The organism is Pseudomonas sp. 18173 (assembly GCF_050432945.1).
Taxonomy (GTDB): domain Bacteria; phylum Pseudomonadota; class Gammaproteobacteria; order Pseudomonadales; family Pseudomonadaceae; genus Aquipseudomonas.
On sequence record NZ_JBKFTN010000009.1, the window covers coordinates 189,781 to 210,570 of the forward strand.

General features: G+C 61.6%; 13 protein-coding genes and 1 rRNA gene. 5 read left to right on the plus strand and 9 right to left on the minus strand.

Annotated features, from left to right (window positions below; genetic code table 11):
• Nucleotides 1–181: 181 nt before the first annotated feature.
• The 4 genes from ACLD1X_RS13030 (at nucleotide 182) to gabP (ending at nucleotide 4,966) form a co-directional block, all read left to right on the plus strand.
• The gene (locus tag ACLD1X_RS13030) at nucleotides 182–1,084 is read left to right on the plus strand and encodes a LysR substrate-binding domain-containing protein (RefSeq protein ID WP_429368153.1); all 903 of its coding nucleotides are present in this window, start codon (nucleotides 182–184) and stop codon (nucleotides 1,082–1,084) included.
• Between the two features lie 105 nt (nucleotides 1,085–1,189).
• A complete protein-coding gene (locus tag ACLD1X_RS13035) occupies nucleotides 1,190–2,593 on the plus strand; it encodes an amino acid permease (RefSeq protein ID WP_429368155.1) in 1,404 nt (467 codons plus the stop codon).
• A gap of 166 nt (nucleotides 2,594–2,759) precedes the next feature.
• Nucleotides 2,760–3,104 (plus strand): cupin domain-containing protein, encoded by a 345-nt coding sequence (locus ACLD1X_RS13040; RefSeq protein ID WP_007900627.1) that lies wholly within the window; start codon nucleotides 2,760–2,762, stop codon nucleotides 3,102–3,104.
• Nucleotides 3,105–3,565: 461 nt separating this feature from the next.
• Entirely contained in the window at nucleotides 3,566–4,966 is a 1,401-nt protein-coding gene (gabP, locus tag ACLD1X_RS13045; RefSeq protein ID WP_429368158.1) for a GABA permease, read from the plus strand.
• 253 nt (nucleotides 4,967–5,219) lie between these two features.
• On the opposite strand, the gene mmsB is transcribed toward gabP, so the two are convergent.
• Nucleotides 5,220–6,107: a 3-hydroxyisobutyrate dehydrogenase gene (mmsB, locus tag ACLD1X_RS13050; protein ID WP_429368160.1), complete on the minus strand. Its 888-nt coding sequence runs from the start codon at nucleotides 6,105–6,107 to the stop codon at nucleotides 5,220–5,222.
• A 10-nt stretch (nucleotides 6,108–6,117) separates the two neighbouring features.
• On the minus strand, nucleotides 6,118–7,644 hold the full coding sequence (locus tag ACLD1X_RS13055) for a CoA-acylating methylmalonate-semialdehyde dehydrogenase (protein ID WP_111280651.1): 1,527 nt from the start codon (nucleotides 7,642–7,644) through the stop codon (nucleotides 6,118–6,120).
• 150 nt (nucleotides 7,645–7,794) lie between these two features.
• On the opposite strand from ACLD1X_RS13055, the gene ACLD1X_RS13060 reads away from it, so the two are divergent.
• Nucleotides 7,795–8,742 carry a LysR family transcriptional regulator gene (locus ACLD1X_RS13060; RefSeq protein WP_429368162.1) on the plus strand — a complete coding sequence of 316 codons (948 nt, stop codon included), beginning with the start codon at nucleotides 7,795–7,797 and terminating at the stop codon, nucleotides 8,740–8,742.
• Here ACLD1X_RS13060 and ACLD1X_RS13065 read toward each other — a convergent pair.
• The 7 genes from ACLD1X_RS13065 to rrf form a co-directional block, all read right to left on the minus strand.
• Nucleotides 8,739–9,203 (minus strand): OmpA family protein, encoded by a 465-nt coding sequence (locus ACLD1X_RS13065; protein ID WP_429368185.1) that lies wholly within the window; start codon nucleotides 9,201–9,203, stop codon nucleotides 8,739–8,741. The two genes, ACLD1X_RS13060 and ACLD1X_RS13065, sit on opposite strands and share 4 nt — an antisense overlap.
• A gap of 44 nt (nucleotides 9,204–9,247) precedes the next feature.
• Nucleotides 9,248–10,516 (minus strand): diguanylate cyclase domain-containing protein, encoded by a 1,269-nt coding sequence (locus ACLD1X_RS13070; RefSeq protein WP_429368164.1) that lies wholly within the window; start codon nucleotides 10,514–10,516, stop codon nucleotides 9,248–9,250.
• Nucleotides 10,513–11,088 carry a YfiR family protein gene (locus tag ACLD1X_RS13075; RefSeq protein ID WP_429368166.1) on the minus strand — a complete coding sequence of 192 codons (576 nt, stop codon included), beginning with the start codon at nucleotides 11,086–11,088 and terminating at the stop codon, nucleotides 10,513–10,515. Before ACLD1X_RS13075 ends, ACLD1X_RS13070 begins: the two co-directional genes overlap by 4 nt.
• Nucleotides 11,089–11,207: 119 nt before the next feature.
• Nucleotides 11,208–13,313, minus strand: coding sequence for an exodeoxyribonuclease V subunit alpha (recD, locus tag ACLD1X_RS13080; RefSeq protein WP_429368168.1), 2,106 nt, complete (start codon nucleotides 13,311–13,313; stop codon nucleotides 11,208–11,210).
• Nucleotides 13,310–16,999 (minus strand): exodeoxyribonuclease V subunit beta, encoded by a 3,690-nt coding sequence (gene recB, locus ACLD1X_RS13085; protein ID WP_429368170.1) that lies wholly within the window; start codon nucleotides 16,997–16,999, stop codon nucleotides 13,310–13,312. The genes recD and recB overlap by 4 nt, the downstream gene beginning before the upstream one ends.
• On the minus strand, nucleotides 16,999–20,448 hold the full coding sequence (gene recC / locus ACLD1X_RS13090) for an exodeoxyribonuclease V subunit gamma (protein WP_429368172.1): 3,450 nt from the start codon (nucleotides 20,446–20,448) through the stop codon (nucleotides 16,999–17,001). The genes recB and recC overlap by 1 nt, the downstream gene beginning before the upstream one ends.
• 230 nt (nucleotides 20,449–20,678) lie before the next feature.
• A 5S ribosomal RNA gene (gene rrf, locus ACLD1X_RS13095) occupies nucleotides 20,679–20,790 on the minus strand; the annotation flags it as partial.

Below are 20,790 nucleotides of genomic sequence, written 5' to 3' on the forward strand. Positions count from 1 at the left end.
TACTGAGGTTGCCTCTTGCTCTGACAGAGGCTGATTATTTCGTTGTAGCGACTGGCCTCTTCGCGGGCAAGCCCGCTCCCACAGTGGATCGCATTTCTTCCGTGAGAACTCGGTCACCTGTGGGAGCGGGCTTGCTCGCGAAGGCGCCCGCCCAGACAACATCACATTCAAGGTTGTACCGATGCACTTCGACCTCACCGACCTGCGCCTCTACCTGAACATCCTCGACACCGGCAACATCACCGCCGGCGCCGCACGCAGCCACCTGTCCCTCGCAGCGGCCAGTGCGCGCATTCGTGCCATGGAAACCTCACTGGGGATCGGGTTTCTCGAAAGGGGCCGACGCGGCGTAACGCCAACGCCTGCCGGCAAGGCCCTGGCTCAGCATGCCCGTACCCTGATGCAACAGGCCGAGCGTATGGAGCAGGACCTGGCCGAATATGCCAAGGGCGTCAAAGGCCAGGTGCGATTGCTGTGCAACACCACGGCGATCACCGAGTACCTGCCGGAGTTGCTCGCCGATTTCCTGCGCGACCACCCCAACCTCGACATCGACCTGCAGGAACTGCCCAGCACCCGCATCACCCACGCCTTGCGCCAGGGGGCGGCGGACCTGGGGATCGTCTCGGATGCGGTGGACACCCACACCCTCGACACCTTGCCCTTTCGCGACGATCCGCTGGTACTGATCATGCCGCCCGGGCACCCCCTGGCCGACGGTGAAGCACCTGATTTCAGCGACACGCTGCAGCACCACTATGTCGGCCTGAACGCCAGTAGCGCGTTGGCGGTGTACCTTGAAGAACAGGCTTTGCACACAGGCCTGCGCATGCAAGTGCGCATCCGTGCCGAAGGTTTCGACGGCGTGATGCGCATGGTCGCGCACGGTGCCGGGCTGGGCGTCGTGCCGCTGGCAGCCCTGCGCCGCTGGACGGTGGATCAACCGCTGCAAAGCTTTGCGCTGAAGGAGCCATGGGCACAACGAAAGCTGCTGCTGTGCGCACGCTCATTCGAGCACTTGCCCGGCTATGCCAGGGCTTTGCTGGAAGCGCTACGCACCGCAAACCGTCGTGAAAACCCTTGAAAATCACCGTTCAACCCTACGCACGGCTGTATAACCAAGAGGTCACCCAGAGTAATATTCGTCCTTTGAAATCAGGCCTGGCCACAACAACCAGAAGGGAACCAGATGGCGGATGAACTATTGCAACAGGGGACGCTCAAGCGGGGGTTGAAGAATCGTCATATTCAACTGATCGCCTTGGGTGGGGCTATTGGTACGGGGCTGTTCCTGGGCTCTGCCGGCGTGCTCAAGTCCGCCGGCCCCTCGATGATCCTCGGCTATGCGATTGCCGGGTTCATCGCGTTCCTGATCATGCGCCAGCTCGGCGAGATGATCGTCGAGGAGCCGGTGGCCGGCTCCTTCAGCCACTTTGCCCACAACTACTGGGGCGGCTTCGCCGGCTTCCTGTCCGGCTGGAACTACTGGGTGCTCTATGTGCTGGTGGGCATGGCCGAGCTGACGGCCGTCGGCAAATACGTGCAGTTCTGGTGGCCGGAGGTGCCGACCTGGGTCAGCGCCGCGGTGTTCTTCGTGCTGGTCAACCTGATCAACACGCTGAACGTCAAAGTCTTCGGTGAAATGGAATTCTGGTTCGCGATCATCAAGGTCGTGGCCATCATCGGCATGATCGTCCTGGGCTGCTACATGCTGTTCAGCGGCACTGGTGGCCCGCAAGCGTCGGTGAGCAACCTGTGGGACCACGGCGGGTTCTTCCCCAACGGCTACAACGGCCTGCTGATGGCGATGGCGTTCATCATGTTCTCCTTTGGTGGCCTGGAGCTGGTCGGCATCACCGCTGCTGAAGCCAGCGAACCGCGCAAGGTCATTCCCAAGGCCATCAACCAGGTGGTTTACCGGGTACTGATCTTCTACGTCGGCGCGCTTACCGTGCTGCTGTCGTTGTATCCGTGGGACCAACTGCTGCAGACACTCGGCGCTTCGGGCGATGCCTACAGCGGCAGCCCGTTCGTGCAGATTTTCGCCTTGATCGGCAGCGACACCGCCGCGCAGATCCTCAACTTCGTGGTGCTTACCGCCGCGCTGTCGGTCTACAACAGCGGCGTTTATTGCAACAGCCGCATGCTCTACGGCCTGGCCGAGCAAGGCGACGCGCCCAAGGTGCTGATGAAGCTGAACAAGCAGGGCGTTCCGTTGCTGGCGCTGGGTGTATCGGCGCTGATCACGATGCTGGTTGTGCTGGTCAACTTCATCGCTCCGCACGAAGCGCTGGAGTTGCTGTTCGCCCTGGTGGTCGCGTCCTTGATGATCAACTGGGCGCTGATCAGCCTGACGCACCTGAAGTTCCGCAAGGCCATGGGCCAGCGCGGCATCGTGCCGGGCTTCAAGGCCTTCTGGTCGCCGTACACCAATTACCTGTGCCTGGCGTTCATGGCCGTGATCATCTGCGTCATCTGGATGATTCCGCCGGTACGCGCCTCGGTGTACGCCATGCCGGTGTGGGTGTTGCTCATCTACGCTTGCTACCGGGTGCGCATGGCCAGGCATCGAAAGCTGCCGGTGGCTCAGTAACCCCGCACAATAAAACGCCCCGGCATTCGATGAATGCCGGGGCGTTTTTCATGGCGTGCGCAAATCGGGGAGCGCTTCTGGATACCTCAATGTCGAGCACAGACAACTGATGCCCGGCCAAGCCCTATACGGTGCGACTTCAGCTCTCCCTCATGCCGGAGTCATCATGACCGCACCGATTACCGTTCTTCGCGACACCCACCCGCTGCCCGTACTCGACGCCTGCAAATGGGAAAAACTCGAAGGCGACCCGCACACCGTCAACCTCAACGCCTACACCAGCGAAGACGGCAGCAAGATCATGGGCACCTGGATCTGCACGCCGGGCAAGTGGTACGTGGAATACGTGAAGTGGGAATACTGCCACTTCCAGGAAGGCTATTGCATCATCACCCCGGAAGGCATGGCGCCGATCCACCTGCGCGCCGGTGACATCTTCGTTATCGAGCCGGGGATGAAAGGCACCTGGGAAGTGGTGGAAACCGTGCGCAAGTATTTTGTGTTTGCCTGATCCCTGCCAAAAACGACACCCGGTTAAGTAAGCGACACCCGCAACGAGTAGTTACCCGAGTAACTACTCGTTGCGCAATACACCCTCCATTGACGCACTCGCATCCCGCCCCTCCACGCTCAAAACACCCACGCCATACGCTTCGCCGCTACATCGGCAGAACGCTCGAAAAACAAAGCGATCGCTTTTTGCCACTCAGTGACCCACTGGTTTTCATAACGAACGCATAGCTTGCCCGTGTCGATTTCAGATACGAAGGTGGCGCGATCAGGTAACGGGGGCGCCGGACAAGCCGGGTAAGGTGGCGCTGCTTTTCACCGATATAACCACATCGCGATGATGGGTTTGACAGGAACGGCAGCGTCTGGAGGGCGCAGCGTTCGCAAAGGGTATCCGGCAACCGTGACAATCACTGCCCCCCATCAGCCCGCTCAAATGTCGTTCACCAGAGAAAAAAAACAATGATCAGCCCGAGTTCCAAGGATTCGAGTGGCCAACTGGCGCAGGGCTTCAAGCCTCGTCACGTCACCATGTTGTCTATCGCCGGGATTATCGGCGCCGGTTTATTCGTGGGCTCGGGGCATGCCATCGCGGCCGCTGGCCCGGCCGTAATGCTGGCCTATCTGTTCTCGGGCCTGCTGGTCGTTCTGGTCATGCGCATGCTCGGTGAAATGGCGGTGGCCAATCCCGACACCGGTTCGTTCTCCACTTATGCCGACCAGGCCATCGGCCGTTGGGCGGGCTTCACCATCGGCTGGCTCTACTGGTGGTTCTGGGTGCTGGTGATTCCTATCGAAGCGCTGGCCGCCGGCCATGTGCTGAACCAGTGGTTTCCCCAGATCGATGCCTGGCTGTTTGCCCTGGTGTCGATCATTGCGTTGGTGATCACCAACCTGTTCAGTGTCTCCAAGTACGGCGAATTCGAATTCTGGTTCGCCATGGCCAAGGTCGTGGCGATCATCGGTTTCATCGGTGTGGGTTTTGCCGTGCTGATGGGCTGGATTCCCGATCGGGAAGTCAGCGGGTTGAGCGGCCTGATGGCCGAGCACGGCGGGTTTGCGCCCAACGGCCTGTCGGCGGTAGTCGGCGCCTTCATCACCATCATGTTCAGCTTCATCGGGACCGAGGCGGTGACCATCGCCGCCGCCGAATCCGACAACCCGTCGCAGAACATTGCCAAGGCCACCCGTTCGGTGATCTGGCGCATCGGCGTGTTTTACCTGCTGTCGATTTTCGTGGTCATCTCCGTGGTGCCCTGGAACGACCCGCTGTTGGCTTCGGTAGGCTCCTACCAGCGCGCACTGGAAATCATGAACATTCCCCACGCCAAGTTCATGGTGGACGTGGTGGTGCTGATTGCCGTGGCCAGTTGCATGAACTCCTCGATCTACATTGCCTCGCGCATGCTGTATTCGCTGGGGCGCCGTGGCGATGCGCCGAAAGTGCTGAAGGTAACCTCTTCCGAAGGCGTACCACGGGCGGCGGTCATTGCCAGTACCGTGTTGGGGGCGGTGATTACCGTCTGGAGCTACTTCATGCCCGCCGGGTTGTTTGAGTTCCTGCTGGCCAGCTCCGGCGCAATTGCATTGGTGGTGTACCTGGCCATTGCGGTATCGCAGTTGCGCATGCGTCGGATGCTGCATCGACAGAACGTCGAACTGACCTTTCGCATGTGGCTGTTTCCATGGCTCACATGGCTGGTGATCGCGTTCATTTGCGCTGCGCTGGCAGTGATGATGGTCTCCCCGCAACACCGTACCGAAGTGAGCACGACCATTGGCCTGGCGCTGGCGATTTCCTTTATCGGCCTGGTCACATCGCGTCAACCCGCGCAATCGGCAAGGGCGACGTCAGTGGGATAACGGGGGGGGCGTTGCACGCTACCGTGCCTCGCGGAACGATCACTGGGTGACAGACACTGTGATCGTGTACGTGCGATCTTTTTTCGACTAAAAAAACCGGGAGCCCGCCCGACGCGACCTCCCGGTAAATGTTGATGCACATGTATGTTCTGTGGGAGCGAGCCTGCTCGCGAAGGGGTCAGGACCGTCAGCATTGCTGGTGACTGATCTACCGCTTTCGCGAGCAGGCTCGCTCCCACAGGATTTCAGGTAGTTACAAAGGTTTGCGATAGCTGTTGATGATCGCCGAGAAGTCGTTGCCGCCCTCCCCACGCAGGCTCATCGCCTGATACAACTGCTGGGCCACCGCGCCGAGTACCACCGGCTGGTGCGCCTGACGCGCCGCTTCAGTGGCCAGCCCCAGATCCTTGAGCATCAGTTCGGCCCCGAAGCCGCCGGTGTAACCGCGCGACGCCGGTGCCGTTTCAACGATACCCGGCCATGGGTTGTACATCTCCGAACTCCAGCAACGTCCGGTGGAACTGTTGATGATGCCCGCCAGCACCTTGGTGTCGATGCCGAGGGCGTCGCCCAGCGCCATGGCCTCGCTGACGCCGACCATGGAAATGCCCAGCAGCAGGTTGTTGCAGATTTTAGCGATTTGCCCGGTGCCGACCTCACCACAATGGACGATGTTTCGGCCCATTTGCGCCAGTACCGGTTGCAGGGTGGCGAACAGTTCAGGCGTGGCGCCAACCATGAAGGTCAGTGTCCCGGCGGCTGCACCACCAGTTCCACCAGAGACCGGCGCGTCGGCCATGGCCACGCCCTGTTTCGCGGCGGCGGCGGCCACGTCCCGCGCAGTCTGCGGATCGATGGTGCTGCAATCCACGGCCGGTACGCCTTTGCCGATACCGGCGAGCACGCCGTCCTCACCCAGCCACACACTGCGCACATGCACGGCGGCAGGCAACATGGTGATCACAAGTTCCGCGCCCTCTGCCGCCTCACGGGCCGATGCGCTGATGCTGCCGCCCAGCTGTTCCAGCTCCGCCAGCACGGCTTTGTTCAAATCGACCAGGCGCAGCGCATGACCAGCCTTGATCAGGTTGCGCGCCATCGGCGCGCCCATGTTGCCCAGACCGATAAAAGCGATTTTCATGTCCGGCTCCTTAACGCAGATTGATCGTGGTGTTCACGCCGTCGTTGACGCTGTCGTCATCGAACCAGCGGCTGGTGACGGTCTTGGTCTGAGTGTAGAACTGCACCACTTGCTTGCCGTACGGGCCGAGGTCGCCAAGCTTGGAACCGCGCGAACCGGTGAAGCTGAAGAACGGCACCGGCACCGGGATCGGGATGTTGATACCGACCTGGCCGACATCGATTTCATTCTGGAATTTGCGCGCCGCCGCACCGCTCTGGGTGAACAGGCCGGTGCCGTTGCCGAACGGGTTGGCGTTGACCAGGGCAATGGCCTCATCAAGGGTGGCGACTTCCAGCACCACCAGCACCGGGCCGAAAATTTCCTGGGTGTAGATCTGCATGTCGGTGGTCACGCCGGAGAACAGGGTCGGGCCGACAAAGTTGCCCTTCTCGTAACCGGGAACCGAGATCTCGCGACCGTCCAGCTCCAGTTTCGCGCCTTCCTTGATGCCGCTTTCGATCAGGTCGAGAATCCGCGCCTTGGCTTTTTTCGAGATCACGGGACCAACATCGGTGCCCGGCTCGCTGCCGGCATTGACCTTGAGTTTTTGCGCCAGCGCCTTGAGATCCGGCAGCCATTGCTTGGCCGCGCCCACCAGCACCACCACCGAGGTGGCCATGCAACGTTGACCGGCGGCACCGAAACCGGCACCCACCAGCGCATTCAGCGCTTGTTCGCGATTGGCGTCCGGCAGCACCACGGCGTGGTTCTTCGCGCCCATCATCGACTGCACGCGCTTGCCGTGCTTGCCGGCCAGGTCATAGACGTGAGTGCCGACGGCGGTCGAACCGACGAAGGAAACGGCCTTGATGTCTTTGTGGGTGCAGAGTCCGTCCACCACGTCCTTGCCGCCATGCACGACGTTGAGCACGCCAGCCGGAATACCCGCCTCGATCGCCAGTTCCACCAGCAGCATGGTCGACATCGGGTCCTGTTCCGACGGCTTGAGCACGAAGGTGTTACCGCAGGCGATGGCCATCGGGAACATCCACAGCGGAATCATCGCCGGGAAGTTGAACGGGGTAATGCCCGCGCACACGCCGATCGGCTGGCGCAGGGTGTAGGTGTCGACGCCACCGGCGACGTTTTCAGCAAACTCGCCCATTTGCAGGCTGCCGATGGAGCAAGCGTGCTCGACCACTTCCAGGCCACGGAAAATATCGCCTTCGGCGTCGGCAATGGTCTTGCCCTGCTCGGCGCTCAGGACGGCGGCGATGCGCTTGGAGTGCTCGCGGATCAGCGCCTGCAGCTTGAGCATGATGCGCATGCGCGCACCGATGGGTGTCAGCTTCCAGGTCTGGAATGCACGATGAGCGGCGCTGATGGCGGCATCGACTTCTTCGGCGGTGGCAAACGGCACCTTGGCCAGCACCTGCTGGGTCGCCGGGTTGATGATGTCGTGCCATTCGGTGGACTTGGATTCGACCCACTGGCCGTCGATCAACAGTTTGACCTTCTGCACGGTGGTGTCATTGGGCGTGAGCGAAACGTTCATGGGGGTCTCCAGATCTTTGTTGTTATCTTGGGAGCCAAGGCGAAACAGTCGCCTTGAGAAGAGGTGTGCGCCGCGAATTGGTTAACGGGCTGTTTTTGGAGTATAGATGTGCAAACTTCTGATAAGAACGCACATAAAAACCGGTCCAACATGCAAAAAAACATCACCTCCCTCGGTTCGCTGAACTGGGATGACCTCAAGTTTTTCCTCGAAGTCTCCCGCACCCGCAAAGCCAGCACAGCGGCCAAGCGCCTGGCGGTGGACTACACCACGGTATCGCGGCGCATCAGCTCCCTGGAAACGGCGCTGGGCACATTGCTGTTCGAAAAATCCCGGACCAGCGGCTTTGTCCTGACCGCCGAAGGCCAGCGGTTGATGGGCTATGCCGAGTCGATCGAAAGCACCTTGCACATGGCGTGCGAGCAGGTTTCCGGGTCCGGCGTGGCGCTGTCCGGTCATGTGCGCATGGGATGCACCGAAGGCTTCGGCAGCTTTTTCATCACGCCGCAGCTGAGCCACTTCGTCGATACCTATCCGGCGATCTCGGTGGATATCCTGCCGCTGCCGCACTTCATCAGCCTGTCCAAGCGCGAGGCCGACATCGTCATCGCCCTGGAGCGCCCGGAGCATGGCCCGTATGTCTGCTGCAAACTGACCGACTACCGACTCCAGCTGTACGCGACCCAGGTATACCTCGACAAACACCCGGCCATCCGGCGCCCGGCTGACCTGGGAAAGCATTCATTCATCAGTTATGTCGACGATTTGGCATTCAGTTCGGAACTGCTGTACCTGGCCAACGTATTGCCCGGCGCCAGCGCCAATCTGCGCAGTACCAGCGTGATTGCCCAGTTCGTTGCGGCGCAGCAAGGGCGATCACTGGCGATCCTGCCCTGCTTCCTCGCGGCTCAGGACCCGCGCCTGCTGCCGGTGTTGCCGCAGGAAATCAACATCACCCGACAATTCTGGATGTACTGCCGGGAGGATTTGAGGAAGCTCAAGCGGATCACCCTGTTGTGGGATTACATCCGCGAGGTGACTGAGCGCAATCAGGGTCTGTTGATGGGCGAAAGCCGGGAGATGCTGTTTGCCGATTAGTCGGAGCTGACCACGATGGCGACCCGGCGATTCTCGGTGCGGCCGCTGGACGTGTTGTTGGTGGCCACCGGTACGCTGCTGCCCAGGCCACGCAACTGGATATTTTCCTGTTTCATGCCGACCGTGTTGAGAACCTTGGCGACGCTTTTCGCCCGGCGCACGGACAATTGTTCGTTGTAAGCCTCTTTACCCGATGCGTCGGTGTGACCATCGACCCGCACTCGCTCGATACCCACACCGAGCAGCGCCTTGCCAATGCGTTCGACGATCTCGGTGCTCTGCCTGTTCAGGCTGTCATCGTCGCTGCCGAACAGGACCTTGCCGGACAAGCCGAAAGCCCAGCCTTCGTCGGTCAGTTCGAAACCCTGCTGCTTGAGCACGGCGATCTGCGCCGGGGTCAGGCCCTTTTGCGCGGTGGTCTGGCAACCGGCCAGGCTCAGCAAGGCCACCAGCAAAGTCATGGTGAAAAAACGCAGGGAACGCGGGTTGAAAGTGAACACGGTAGTCAGCTCCTGTCTTGAACATCGGCGGCAGGGTGCTCCGACCCTGCCGTGTACTGTGCGCCTCGGGAGAGACGCTTGGCCTGGTACATCGCGCCATCGGCGGCGTTGAGCAGGGCACCCGGCGTTGCGCCATGATCCGGGTACACCGCGACGCCAATACTGAGGGAGGTCAATACCTGGGTACTGCCTGGCAATGGAATCGGCATGTCCATGCTGGCCAGGATCTTGTCGGCAATTCGTTCGGCGTCGGCCGTCTTGTGCAGCGGTGTCAGCAGCACGGCAAACTCATCGCCACCCAACCGTGCCACCAGGTCCTCTTCCCGCAGTTGCGCCCGAACCCGATTGGCCACGGCCACCAACACCGCATCACCCGCCGCATGGCCGAAACTGTCGTTGATTTCCTTGAAGCGATCGCTGTCGAGAAACAGCACCGCCACTCGCTCGCCCAGCTTGTTGGCGTTGCGCAGCGCGCGCATCAGGCGGCCTTCGAAAAACGCCCGATTGGGCAAGCCCGTGAGGCTGTCATGAGTGGCCTGGTGGGCGAGGGTTTCGTTTTCGCTTTGCAGGTGCGACTGCCAGGCTTCGAGTTCATCGAGCAGGGCATTGAAGTCGTTGCCGAAATTGTCGAGCTCGGCAATGTCGGCGGGCGGCACGCGCTTGTCGAAGGCGCGCTCACTGCGCGCGGCGTGGGCGACGGTGGCCAGGTTACGCAGGGGCTTGATGATCCCGCGAAGTTGTCGGCGCGCCAAAAACAGCGCAACCCAGGCACTGATGGCCGTGCACAACACGATGCCCACCAGGCCGCTGAGCAAGAACCGCATCAGGTTGCCGCCGTGCCCGGTGAGCCTGATGCTGCCGATCTCCCGCCCTTGATGGACGATCGGCATGCTCATGGGTTCCTGCAGGAAGGCTTTGGCGATGTGCATTTCGAGATCGGACAGCAAACCGGTTTCCGGCCGTTGCCAGCGGGCCAGCAACTGCCCCTGCCGGTCGAACACCTGGGCGTCCGCCACTTCTTCGGTGGACGCAATCAACGCCAGCGCTTCGGTGGCGGCGGGCTTGTCGTTGAACACCACCGCGGCTTCCACGGTGTAGGAGATTGAGCGCGCGATCAGGTGCAGGTTGTGATCGGCGTACACCCGCAAGGCCAGCACGCCGAGCAACGTCAGTGAAATACTGGCCATGGCGACGCCCACCAGCGCAACGAGCAAGTTGCCGCGACCGATGACCGAATGCAGAGTCGGGCGACTGCCCGGTGTCAGTAGGCTCATGGAGCCGCCGGCTTGCGGCGGGAGAGTTGCAGCACACTTGGATGAATGCGTACGCCGCTGCGAGCGACGGAGTCGAGATTGACTTCAAACGACACCTGCTCGTCGCTGACCCGCAAGCAAAACAGGCTGCCGACGGTGCATTGCTCGTCACTCTCGCTGATGCTCAGCACTGGATGCCCGGTCAGCGCGGCGAACAATCGGCTGCGCTCTTCGCCGGTCAGCTTGCCGATATAAACCGCATCGCAGTCACCGACAATCGAGGGGTTGTCGGCCAACAACCGTTGCACGGCCACAGGTCGGCCGGTGGCCTGGGTTGTGCCTTTGACCAGATCGTCGGTGTATTCGGTAGGGCCAACCAGGCACAAGCGCAGCAGCGAAGGCTCAACGGGCCAGCGGGCGTAACTGAGGATGCCGAGAACCACTTGAGTAACCGCTTTGGCCCGTTGGTCCGCCATGCCCACCGGGGGCTGCGATTGAGCGAAAACGACACCGGCCAGCAGACAAAGAAGAATGGCCAGCAGCGCTTTTTTACAGCCAATGACGCGCTCTGTCGTCCTGACAGCCACCTTCATGCAGGGATACTCTTGGACCGTAGCGAAATGATGCCGCAACGATAGCACAGCGGCGAAATGCCAGCGAGGCCGCGTACTACGTAGCCTCGGACATTTTCCTACAGCCTGTTACTGACCTTTCAGCCTGTCGGCTCGCTGCCGTCTTTCAGCTCCAGCATCAGCCCACTCAAGCGTTTGACCCGGCGTTTCACCGCCTCTTCAAACACGCCCGCACGCGATTCGATCAAGGTGAACCAGTCCTTGGCCCGGGTAATGCCGGTGTAGATCAGTTCCTTGGTGAGTACCGGATTCAAGGCGTCAGGCAGAATCAACGCGGTATGGGCGAACTCCGAGCCCTGGGATTTATGCACGGTCATGGCGTACACGGTTTCGACATCATTCAGGCGGCTTGGCAGGACGAATCGCACGCCACCCTGGCCATCGTTTCGTGGGAACGCCACTCGCAGGACCTGCCTTCCAGCCTCATGACCCTCCTGTTCCGGGAGCTTGAGGGCGATGCCGATATCGCCGTTCATCAAACCCAGCCCGTAATCGTTGCGAGTCATCAGTACGGGGCGGCCTTCGTACCACTGCTGGTCATTGTCGATCAGACGCGCCCTGAGCAAGGCCTCCGTCACCCGCTGGTTCAGGCCCTCCACGCCCCACGGCCCCTTGCGCACGGCGCATAACAACTGGAACGCGTCGAAGGCCTGCAACACGTGTCGAGCCCAATCAATCCAGCACGAATCCTCCAGCGAACTGCCGAGCGGCGGCCGCTGGTTGCGCAGCACGCTCAGGTAATGCCGATAACCCTGCGGCCCCTCACCATGGCCGTCGAGAAGCAAGCGCTCCAGAGCGCGGTCCTGCTCCCCCTTGAGGGCCAGGTTATACACATCGTCATGGCTTCGCGCAGACAACAACTTGCGTGCTTCTTCGGGTTGTTGCTGGTTGACCCAGCGAGCCAGTTGACCAATGCCACTGCCCTCGCCGAATCGCCGGGAATGGCGCAGCATCACCACCTGTTGGGCCAATGGATGAGCGCCCTGCGTGTCCTCTTGCAATCCGCTGGCCTGCAAACTTTCGCCGCTGACGGCTTCCAGCCACTGGCGCGTCTGCGGGCTGTACCAGCCAGCCTCGGCGTCGCGACACAGATCCCCCAGCACCGCACCGGCCTCTACCGACGCCAGCTGATCCTTGTCACCCAACAGCACTAGGCGCGCATGGGCGGGCAAGGCGTCGAGCAGATTGGCCATCATTTCCAGGTCGATCATCGAAGCCTCGTCCACCACCAACACATCCAGCGGCAGGCGATTGCCGGCGTGGTGCCGAAAATGTCGAGTCCCGGGCCGGCTGCCGAGCAGACGGTGAACGGTGGTGACGTCGGACGGGATCTTGTCTCGTATGTCTTGCGTGACCTTCAAGGTCCGCACTTGCTGGCTGATGGATTCGGTCAGACGCGCCGCGGCCTTGCCGGTCGGAGCGGCGAGGCGGATGCGCAGGGGCTTGCCGGCCTCGACCGCCGGAGCCTGGAGCAATGCCAGCAAACGCACGACGGTGGTGGTCTTGCCGGTTCCCGGCCCTCCCGTCACGATGCTGAAGGCGCTGCGGGTCGCCAGTGCGCAGGCGAGCTTCTGCCAGTCGATCACCTCACCGGGCCGGGCAGGACCAAACAATCCGCTGAGACGCTGGAGCAAGTCGCTCGGCGTGGATTCACGTTCCGTCAGACGCTCGCGCAACGAGAGGTCGATCCGTCGTTCGTAGGCCCAATAGCGGCGCAGGTACAGGCGTTTGCCCGATAACACCAAGGGGCGTTCGCGCACATGGTCACGGCTGTCGACAGCCAGTGCGACCAGGTCGCTGGCGGCCAGCACCTTGCACCAATGAGCCCCGTCCAGCGACCCCAGCAATTGCGACGGCAACAGCATTGCGCCTTGCACGTCACCTTCGGGTGGCAGCGACAGGGCGAAGTCAGGTTCTTTCAGCGTCTCGAACAGGTCAAGGCAGACATGCCCGTGGCCCAATTGGTGACTGGTCAGCGCGGCGGCCAGCAGCACCAGCGGATCATCATCCGGAGCCAGTTCGTGCAAGAACGCGACAAAGGCTTTGTCCAGTGCTCGCAACCAGCCTCGCTCGACCCAACGCGTGAGCAACAGCAGCAAGTCGTCGGCACGACTCAGCGGCGCCAGTTCGGCCAGGCTTTCGGCTGCCAGCGACGTGGGTAGCAAATCGGCGAATGTGCGATTCATAACAGTACTCCCTGTTCCCAGGCAGGCTCGGCCTTGGGTTCCGGCTTGCCCTGGAACAGCCTGTCCAGACGCTCGATCAGTTCTCTTGGCGGACGGGCAAAAAACACGCCCTGGCTGGCCGCACGCGTACCACGCAAAAACAGGTACAACGCACCGCCGACATGCCGGTCGTAGTCGTAATCGACAAGACGTGCCTTGAGCTGGCGATGCAGGGCCAACAGGTACAACACGTATTGCAGGTCGTAACGGTTGTCGAGAATCGACTGTTCCATGGCCTGCCGGGTGTAGGCCGCATCGTCGGCGCCAAGCCAGTTGGATTTGTAGTCAGCAACGTAGTAACGGCCGTTGTGCTCGAACGTCAGGTCGATGAAGCCCTTGAACATGCCGTTGAGCAACACCGGTTCGGCCGCCACCCGGGCCACGCCGTTATGGGTGTATTGGCACACCAGCGCGTCGAGCTTGAGCACATCGACCTTATGGCTGGCGAACCAGAACTCCATCTCGACCTGGTACTGCGTCAACTGCCCGAATATCACCGGTGCCTGACCGGCGCCCAGCTCCAGCGGCGACTTGAGCAGATGCTGCAGCCAGTCACTGAGCGTGGTGATCCAGCCCTCCCAGCCTCGACGATTGCAGCGCCGGGCAATGGCGTCGGTCACCTCTTGCGGCGCCGCAGCAAAACCCTCGCCTCCCGCCCATTCGAGCAGACCATGGAGGAAAGTGCCGGGGTTCGGGCCGCGCGGGAAGCGATGGATATCGGCACCACCGGCCACCACTTCTCGGGGGGCCTGCGGGTCGAGGCGCTCGTCATCGAACAGCTTTTGCGCCTGTGGGCTCTCCGGCGCCTCGTCCGTACCGACGCTCAGGGTGTCGCCTATGCGCAACGCACTGTAGGAAGCGATCCACCAGTTTTCACTGGCCTTGCGTTTCGGGATCAGCGGAGCCAGCAGCGCCGCTTCGTTTTGCGGTGGCTGGTAATGCACGGTTGTCGCTTCAGGCATCTGGGCATAGGCCAGCGCCGGGCAGTCCTGTTGCAGGTCCCGCAACCAAAGCTGCAATGCCGGGGAATCCGCCAAAGGCGCACCGCCACCCAACAGATAACCCAACGCCGACAGATGCAGCACCGAGCCATTGTTGTTTCCGCGCTTAAGGTCAGCCACTCCCAGCCAGCAGGCATGTTGCGCCCGGGTCAGGGCGACATAGAGCAAGCGCAGATCCTCGGCCAGGCGCTCATCATCGGCCAGGGCAATCAATTCTGCGGTCGGCTTCAACGAGACCTGGGCATTGCCGGATTCATCGTGGTAGTGCAACGGCAGGCGGCTGCCGTCCACCGGTTTCGCCGAACAAATGAACGGCAGGAACACCAACGGATATTCCAGGCCTTTGGACTTGTGGATGGTCACGACCTTGACCAATTGCTCATCACTTTCCAGGCGCAGGATCTGCTCTTCGCCAGCCTGCCCGGACAACGCCAGATGCTCGGACAAATGCCGGATCAGTGCTTGCTCGCCATCGAGTTCGGCAGCCGCCTGTTGCAGCAATTCGGACAGGTGCAACAGATTCGTCAGTACCCGCTCGCCGTCACTGCGTGCGATCAGCGCCTGGGGCAGGCGGAAGTCGTGCAGCAAGCGCCGCAGCATCGGCAATACGCCCTGCTTGCGCCAGACTTCGCGATAGCCACGGAACTGCATGACCCGGGATTCCCAAGCCAACTCGTCCTGATTCAGCCGCTCCAGCTCAGTCAACGAAAGGTTCAAGGTGATGCTGGCCAACGCCGCCCGCAGCGGGCGCTCGACATCCGGCTCGGCACAGGCCTTGAGCCAGGTCAGCACGTCATGGGCCTCTTGAGCGGCAAACACCGAGTCCTTGTCCGACAGGTAAACACTGCGCACACCCCGGGCGGACAATTCGCCACGAACCGCCTGCGCTTCCTTGCCATCGCGCACCAGGATGGCGATGTCCGCCGGCAGCAGGCCCCTGAAGGCTTTGCCGTCCTGGGTGAACCCCGCTTGCCCCTGTTGCCCGCCATTGAGCAACGCGGTGATTTCACTGGCGCAGGCAGCCGCCAGATGTTGTCGGTACACCGCACCGGACAACGGTTGTTCTGCCGCCAGGTGCCAGATGTTCAAGGCAGGGACGGCCTGATCGTTTATGCGCAGGACTTCTTTGCGGCCTTGGGAGGCAACCGGCGTGAACGGAACCGGGTTGTCGCCATTCGTCTCCCGGAAGAGGAAAGCCCCGCGCCCTGACTCCCTGGCTTCGGCACGCTCGAACACATGGTTCACCGCGTTGACCATGCCATGGCTTGAGCGGAAGTTGGTGCCCAGGGTGTGCAGGCGACCGGTGGTGGCCTGCCGGGCGCGCAGGTAGGTATGGATGTCGGCGCCGCGAAACGCGTAGATCGCCTGTTTCGGGTCGCCGATCAGGAACAGGCCGCACTCGGGGCTGTTCTCTTCAATCCGGTAGATGCTCTCGAAGATCCGGTATTGCACAGGGTCCGTATCCTGGAATTCATCGATCAGTGCGACCGGAAACTGCTCGCGAATCAGGGTCGCCAGTCGCTCGCCGCCATCGGACTGCAAGGCCGCATCGAGGCGCAGCAACATGTCGTCGAAACCCATTTCCGCACGACGGCGTTTCTCTTCCTCGAATCGTGCCCCGACCCAGCGGGCGGCGTGTTGCAGTACGGCGGCATCGGGAGTTGGCAGCCCATCGAGACTGGCCTTGAGGCCGGCCATCGCATCGAGCCCCCGATGTCGAGGCGCTTCGCCTTTCCAGGCTTCGGCCATGCCATCAGGGGTCAGGCGTGTGAAGCCGGTGCCGATATCCAGTTGCTCAAGGGATTCGTCTTCGGCCCAGGCCTTGATCTTTTCGAACCAGGGCTCGAAATAGCGGGCCTGCATCTTGCGACCGTCGACAGCCTTGCTGGCAACGCCCTGGTGGCAGATGGCAAGCAGCTCGTCCGCCCATTGGAGCCAGGGCTGCTTGAGTTCGATCAGGGCAACCCGTCGCTCTTGCAGGCATTGCGAAATCACCTCGGCGGGCTCTTTGCCTTGCAGCGTATCGCGCTCGCTGGCGAACAGCGCACGAATCCTCGGCAGCAACGCCGCCGGCCCCACCCAATTGCTGCGCACCCAATTGAGCGCGTCACCTTGCATCGGGTAACAGAACAGCCGCCAGTAATCACGCAGGACTTCCCCCAGCAAATCGCTGTGGTCGGTTTCCAGGGTCTGGGTAAACAGGCTGCCGCTGTCGAAGGCATGCTCGCGCAACATGCGCTGGCACCAACTGTGGATGGTCGAGACCGCCGCCTCGTCCATCCACTGGGCGGCGATATCCAGGCGGTTTGCGCAGCCGGGCCATTGCTCGGGCAAGTACTGGCCACGCAACTCGGCAATCAGGCTGTCGGGGGCAGGCGTTTCATCGCGGAAAAAGCGTGCGGCCTCGGCGAGCCGCGTGCGAATGCGTTCGCGCAACTCTTTGGTCGCTGCGTCGGTGAAGGTCACGACGAGGATTTGCGGCGGCAGCAATTCGCGCCCGAACCCCGAGCCCTCGTCACCATGGCCAAGGACCAGGCGCAGGTACAACGCGGAAATGGTAAACGTCTTGCCGGTGCCGGCGCTGGCTTCGATCAGTTGGCTGCCACGCAGCGGGAATGCCAAGGCCAGCGGTGTCTTCGTGCTCATCAGCGCGACTCCTCGCTGGACAGTGAACGCCAAGGGGCTTCAAGAAGCGGGCGATAGAGCGCATCACACCATTGGGGGAATGTCTCATCGGCGGTCAAGGCCGCGTAATCGGCGAATTGGCGGGCGAGCGCCGGGCTTTCGCGCCGCTCTCCGTCCGTCGTCTGCCCGTCGCCTTCATAGGCTTTGCGCGCAGCGGCCTCGGCCTTGACCGGGTCGGTTTGCCCCAGCCACGCGAAAGCGGTCTTGACCGCGATCGGCAGAGGCTGGCGCATACCCGACTGCCAGGCCAACAACAGGTCGCCGAGAATTTCCTGCGCTGCAGCCTCGTCCAGCGGAGCGAGCAACAGGCTGTCGTCGCTGGCCACCAGCGCTGTGGTCAGCGCCATTCCACTGGCACACGCGATCAGATGATTGACCCAGGGGCGTGTCAGGCGATGCCATTTGCGCGACTTGATCGAGCCGATACTGTTGGGGATCGTAGTGACAGACAGCAATCCACCATCGGCGCGCTGATGCAGGCCGCTGAGCCAGCCCTCGATATGCAGGCCTTGCAGTTCAAGACTGACGGGCAACGCGCTGCCCAGCGGTGTTGGCCACAAAGCCAGGAGCTGCTGGTGGCGTTGCAACAAGTCAGGTAATGGCTCGATCAATTCACGTTGCAGGCACTCGCCGAATCCGGCCATGGGCAGCAATCCGCTGTTTTGCAGGCGCTTCGCCTGATCTTCCAGTGCCTGCCCGGCATTTCCCGGATCTGCCAGCCCCGCTTCGAGCAAACGGTCGCTGAGGCTGTAACGCTGCAATGCGTCCAGGACAAAAGGCTCTTCATCGGCCAACGGCACTTCTGCCGCCTCGAAGAAGACCTTCAGTCGCTGGCTGAAAAAGTGCCGTACCGGATTGCGCAGGAAATCCTGCAGTTGACCGAGACTCAGCGGTTCATCCTGAACGTGAGCTTCGAGCACTTCGGTGCTTGCCTGTTGCTCTGAGGCTTGATGCAGGACCTGCCATTCGCTGGCGTAGCTGAACGAGTCATCGCCTTCGTGAAAGTAGCGCGCACTGAAGGGTTGCAACGGGTGTTCCCGGGTCATGCTTTCAATCAGGTCCTTGTCGCTTTGCGCCAATCGCCAACCGCTGGCCAGGTGGTCACGCAACTGGCCGATCAGTACCGAAGCAGGCCGCTCACTGTTGTCGCGGATGCTGCGGCCCACCCAACTGATATAGAGCTGGTCCCGTGCAGACAACAAGGCTTCAAGTAGCAGGTAGCGGTCATCCTCGCGTCGGGAGCGATCGCCTGGGCGGTAATCACTGCCCATCAGATCGAAATCCAGCGGCGGTTGCGCACGCGGATAATCGCCGTCATTCATGCCCAACAGGCAGACCAGTCGGAACGGGATAGCGCGCATGGGCATCAAGGTGCAGAAGTTGACTGCACCGGCCAGGAAGCGTTGAGACAAACGGCCCTGATCCAGGCCTGAGAGCCAGGCTTCACGGACGACGGTCAGCGGCAACTCGTCCTGCAACCCGACAGACTCGCAGGTCTCGAGCCAGGTTTCACGCAGCTCTTCGAGCTGAGCCAGCAAGTAGTCATCGTGTTCGTTGCTGGCAAGGAAGAACAACTGCACCAGCGCCTGCAAGCGCAAGCCCCATTGCCGTGGCGGTGCCGGCCGGGAGAGTTCGAGGTGAGCCACTTCCAGCGCGTCCAGCAGCGCAACCAGCGGGCCAATGAGCGCGGCATCCAGGCCACCGATTTCGTCGTAGGGCTCGATACCCTCATAAGCATCGGCGCTGCCAACGGCATAACCGAGCAACATCCGGCGCAAGCCGAAACGCCAGCTGTTTTGCTCCAGCTCATTCGGCAGCCCGAGCCCGGCGCGTTGCTCGGCATTCATGCCCCAGCGAATGCCGGCACCTTCGATCCAGCGGTGCAGCGTCGGCAGGTCACGCTCCTCGACACCGAAGCGAGCGCGCAGTGCCGGGACGTCCAGCAGATCGAGAATCTCACTGACGGGGAATCGGCTGTCAGGCAGCTTGAGCAGGTGCTCGACAGCAATCAGCAGCGGGTCGCGACCACGCTGGCCCTGGTCCGCCAGGGTAAACGGAATGAAGCGCGGATCCTGGCGGTCAAGCTGACCAAACACGGCCCGAATGTGCGGGGCGTAGCTGTCGATGTCCGGGACCATCACGATGATGTCCCGGGGTCGCAACTGCGGGTTGGCGCTGAAGCGCGCGAGCAGTTGGTCGTGGAGGATCTCGACTTCTCGCTGGGCGCTATGGGCAATGTGAAAACGGATCGATTCGTCCTGCTGCAAATCGATTGCCGGCCAACGCTCCCGGGTCTCGTTGAGGGGACGCAACTCGAGGATGTCATCCTGCAACTGGTTGAGCACATTCAGCGGCTGACCGTCACTGAACAGGTCGATGCGCCCGTCGCGGAAGGCCGAGCGATAGCTATTGGGATCGTCATGGCTGTCGAGCAGGTTGATGTAGTCCCGCCCCTGTTTACCCCAGGCAGCCAGCAGCGGATGAGCATGCTGGTGCAAGGATTGCGGATCGATCACTACCGGCATTCCGCTTTTGCGGGCCTGGCGTTTGTATTGATGCCGCAACAGGTCTTTATCGGCGACGATGTCTGCCCAATGGTGACGACAGGGGTTGTGTACGCACAGCAGGACCTGACTGAAACGTGCCAGTCCCGCCAACGCTTCCAGGGCTTGGGCAGGCAGCGAAGAAATCCCGAAAACGATCACGCGCGAGGGTAATCCCTTGGGGGCGACTTCGAGATTGTTGATGCGCTCGACAAAACGCTGATGGACGCCGGCACGGCTTTGCGCCATGCCTTCTTCTCCAACATCCAGCAAGAGCGCGCGCCATAACTCTGCCTGCCAGCAATTGGCCGGCGCCAGGGGTTTGGCTTCGCCCCTGGCGTTTCTTGTTTGATGTCGACCTTCCGCCCAGTCTTCGAGCCAGTCAGCCCGATAGACCTGGTACTGGTCGAACAGGTCCGCCAGACGCTCGGCCAATTGGTAGCGTTTGCGCAGATCGGTGTCATGGGTCAGGAAACGCTGCAGAGGCTCGAAGTGCGGTTGGTTGATCAACTGCGGCAGCAGGCGCATCAGGCGCCAGGTCAATGGGGCTTTATCGAGCAGGGACTTGGCCGGAATCTCGTCGCGGCCAAGGACCATGCGATAGAGCTGCCACATGAAACTGCCGGGCAACTGCACGTCGATGGCGGCGGCGATGCCGCAGCCGCCCATGTCGTCATCCTCGGAATCTTCCGCCAGTGCCAGCTTCAGCCATTGGGCGATGCCGTTGCTTTGCACCAAGGCAATTTCGTTCTCCAGGGGAGCCAGCGGGTAGCGCCGCATCCAGCTGACCACCAGGCTGCGCAATTCGTCCAGGCGATTGCCGTGAACCACCATAAAACCAGCACTGAGGGACGTCGCGTCCGGCATAAAGGCTTCCTTGGAAAGCGCAAAATCGAGGGACGACTTTAGCATTGAAGACGATTGGCTTCATTGTAGGAGCGAGCTGGCTCGCGAAGAACGCCAATGATGACGCGGGAAGTCTGGTAGCCCGCGGCGCTCTCGGGTTTTTCGCGAGCGGGCTCGCTCCTACAGGGGGGGTGGGGGCGCCAAAAACAAAACCCCTACCTGCATACGCAGATAGGGGTTTCGGAATTTAATCTTGACGATGACCTACTCTCACATGGGGAAACCCCACACTACCATCGGCGATGCATCGTTTCACTGCTGAGTTCGGGATGGGATCAGGTGGTTCCAACGCTCTATGGTCGT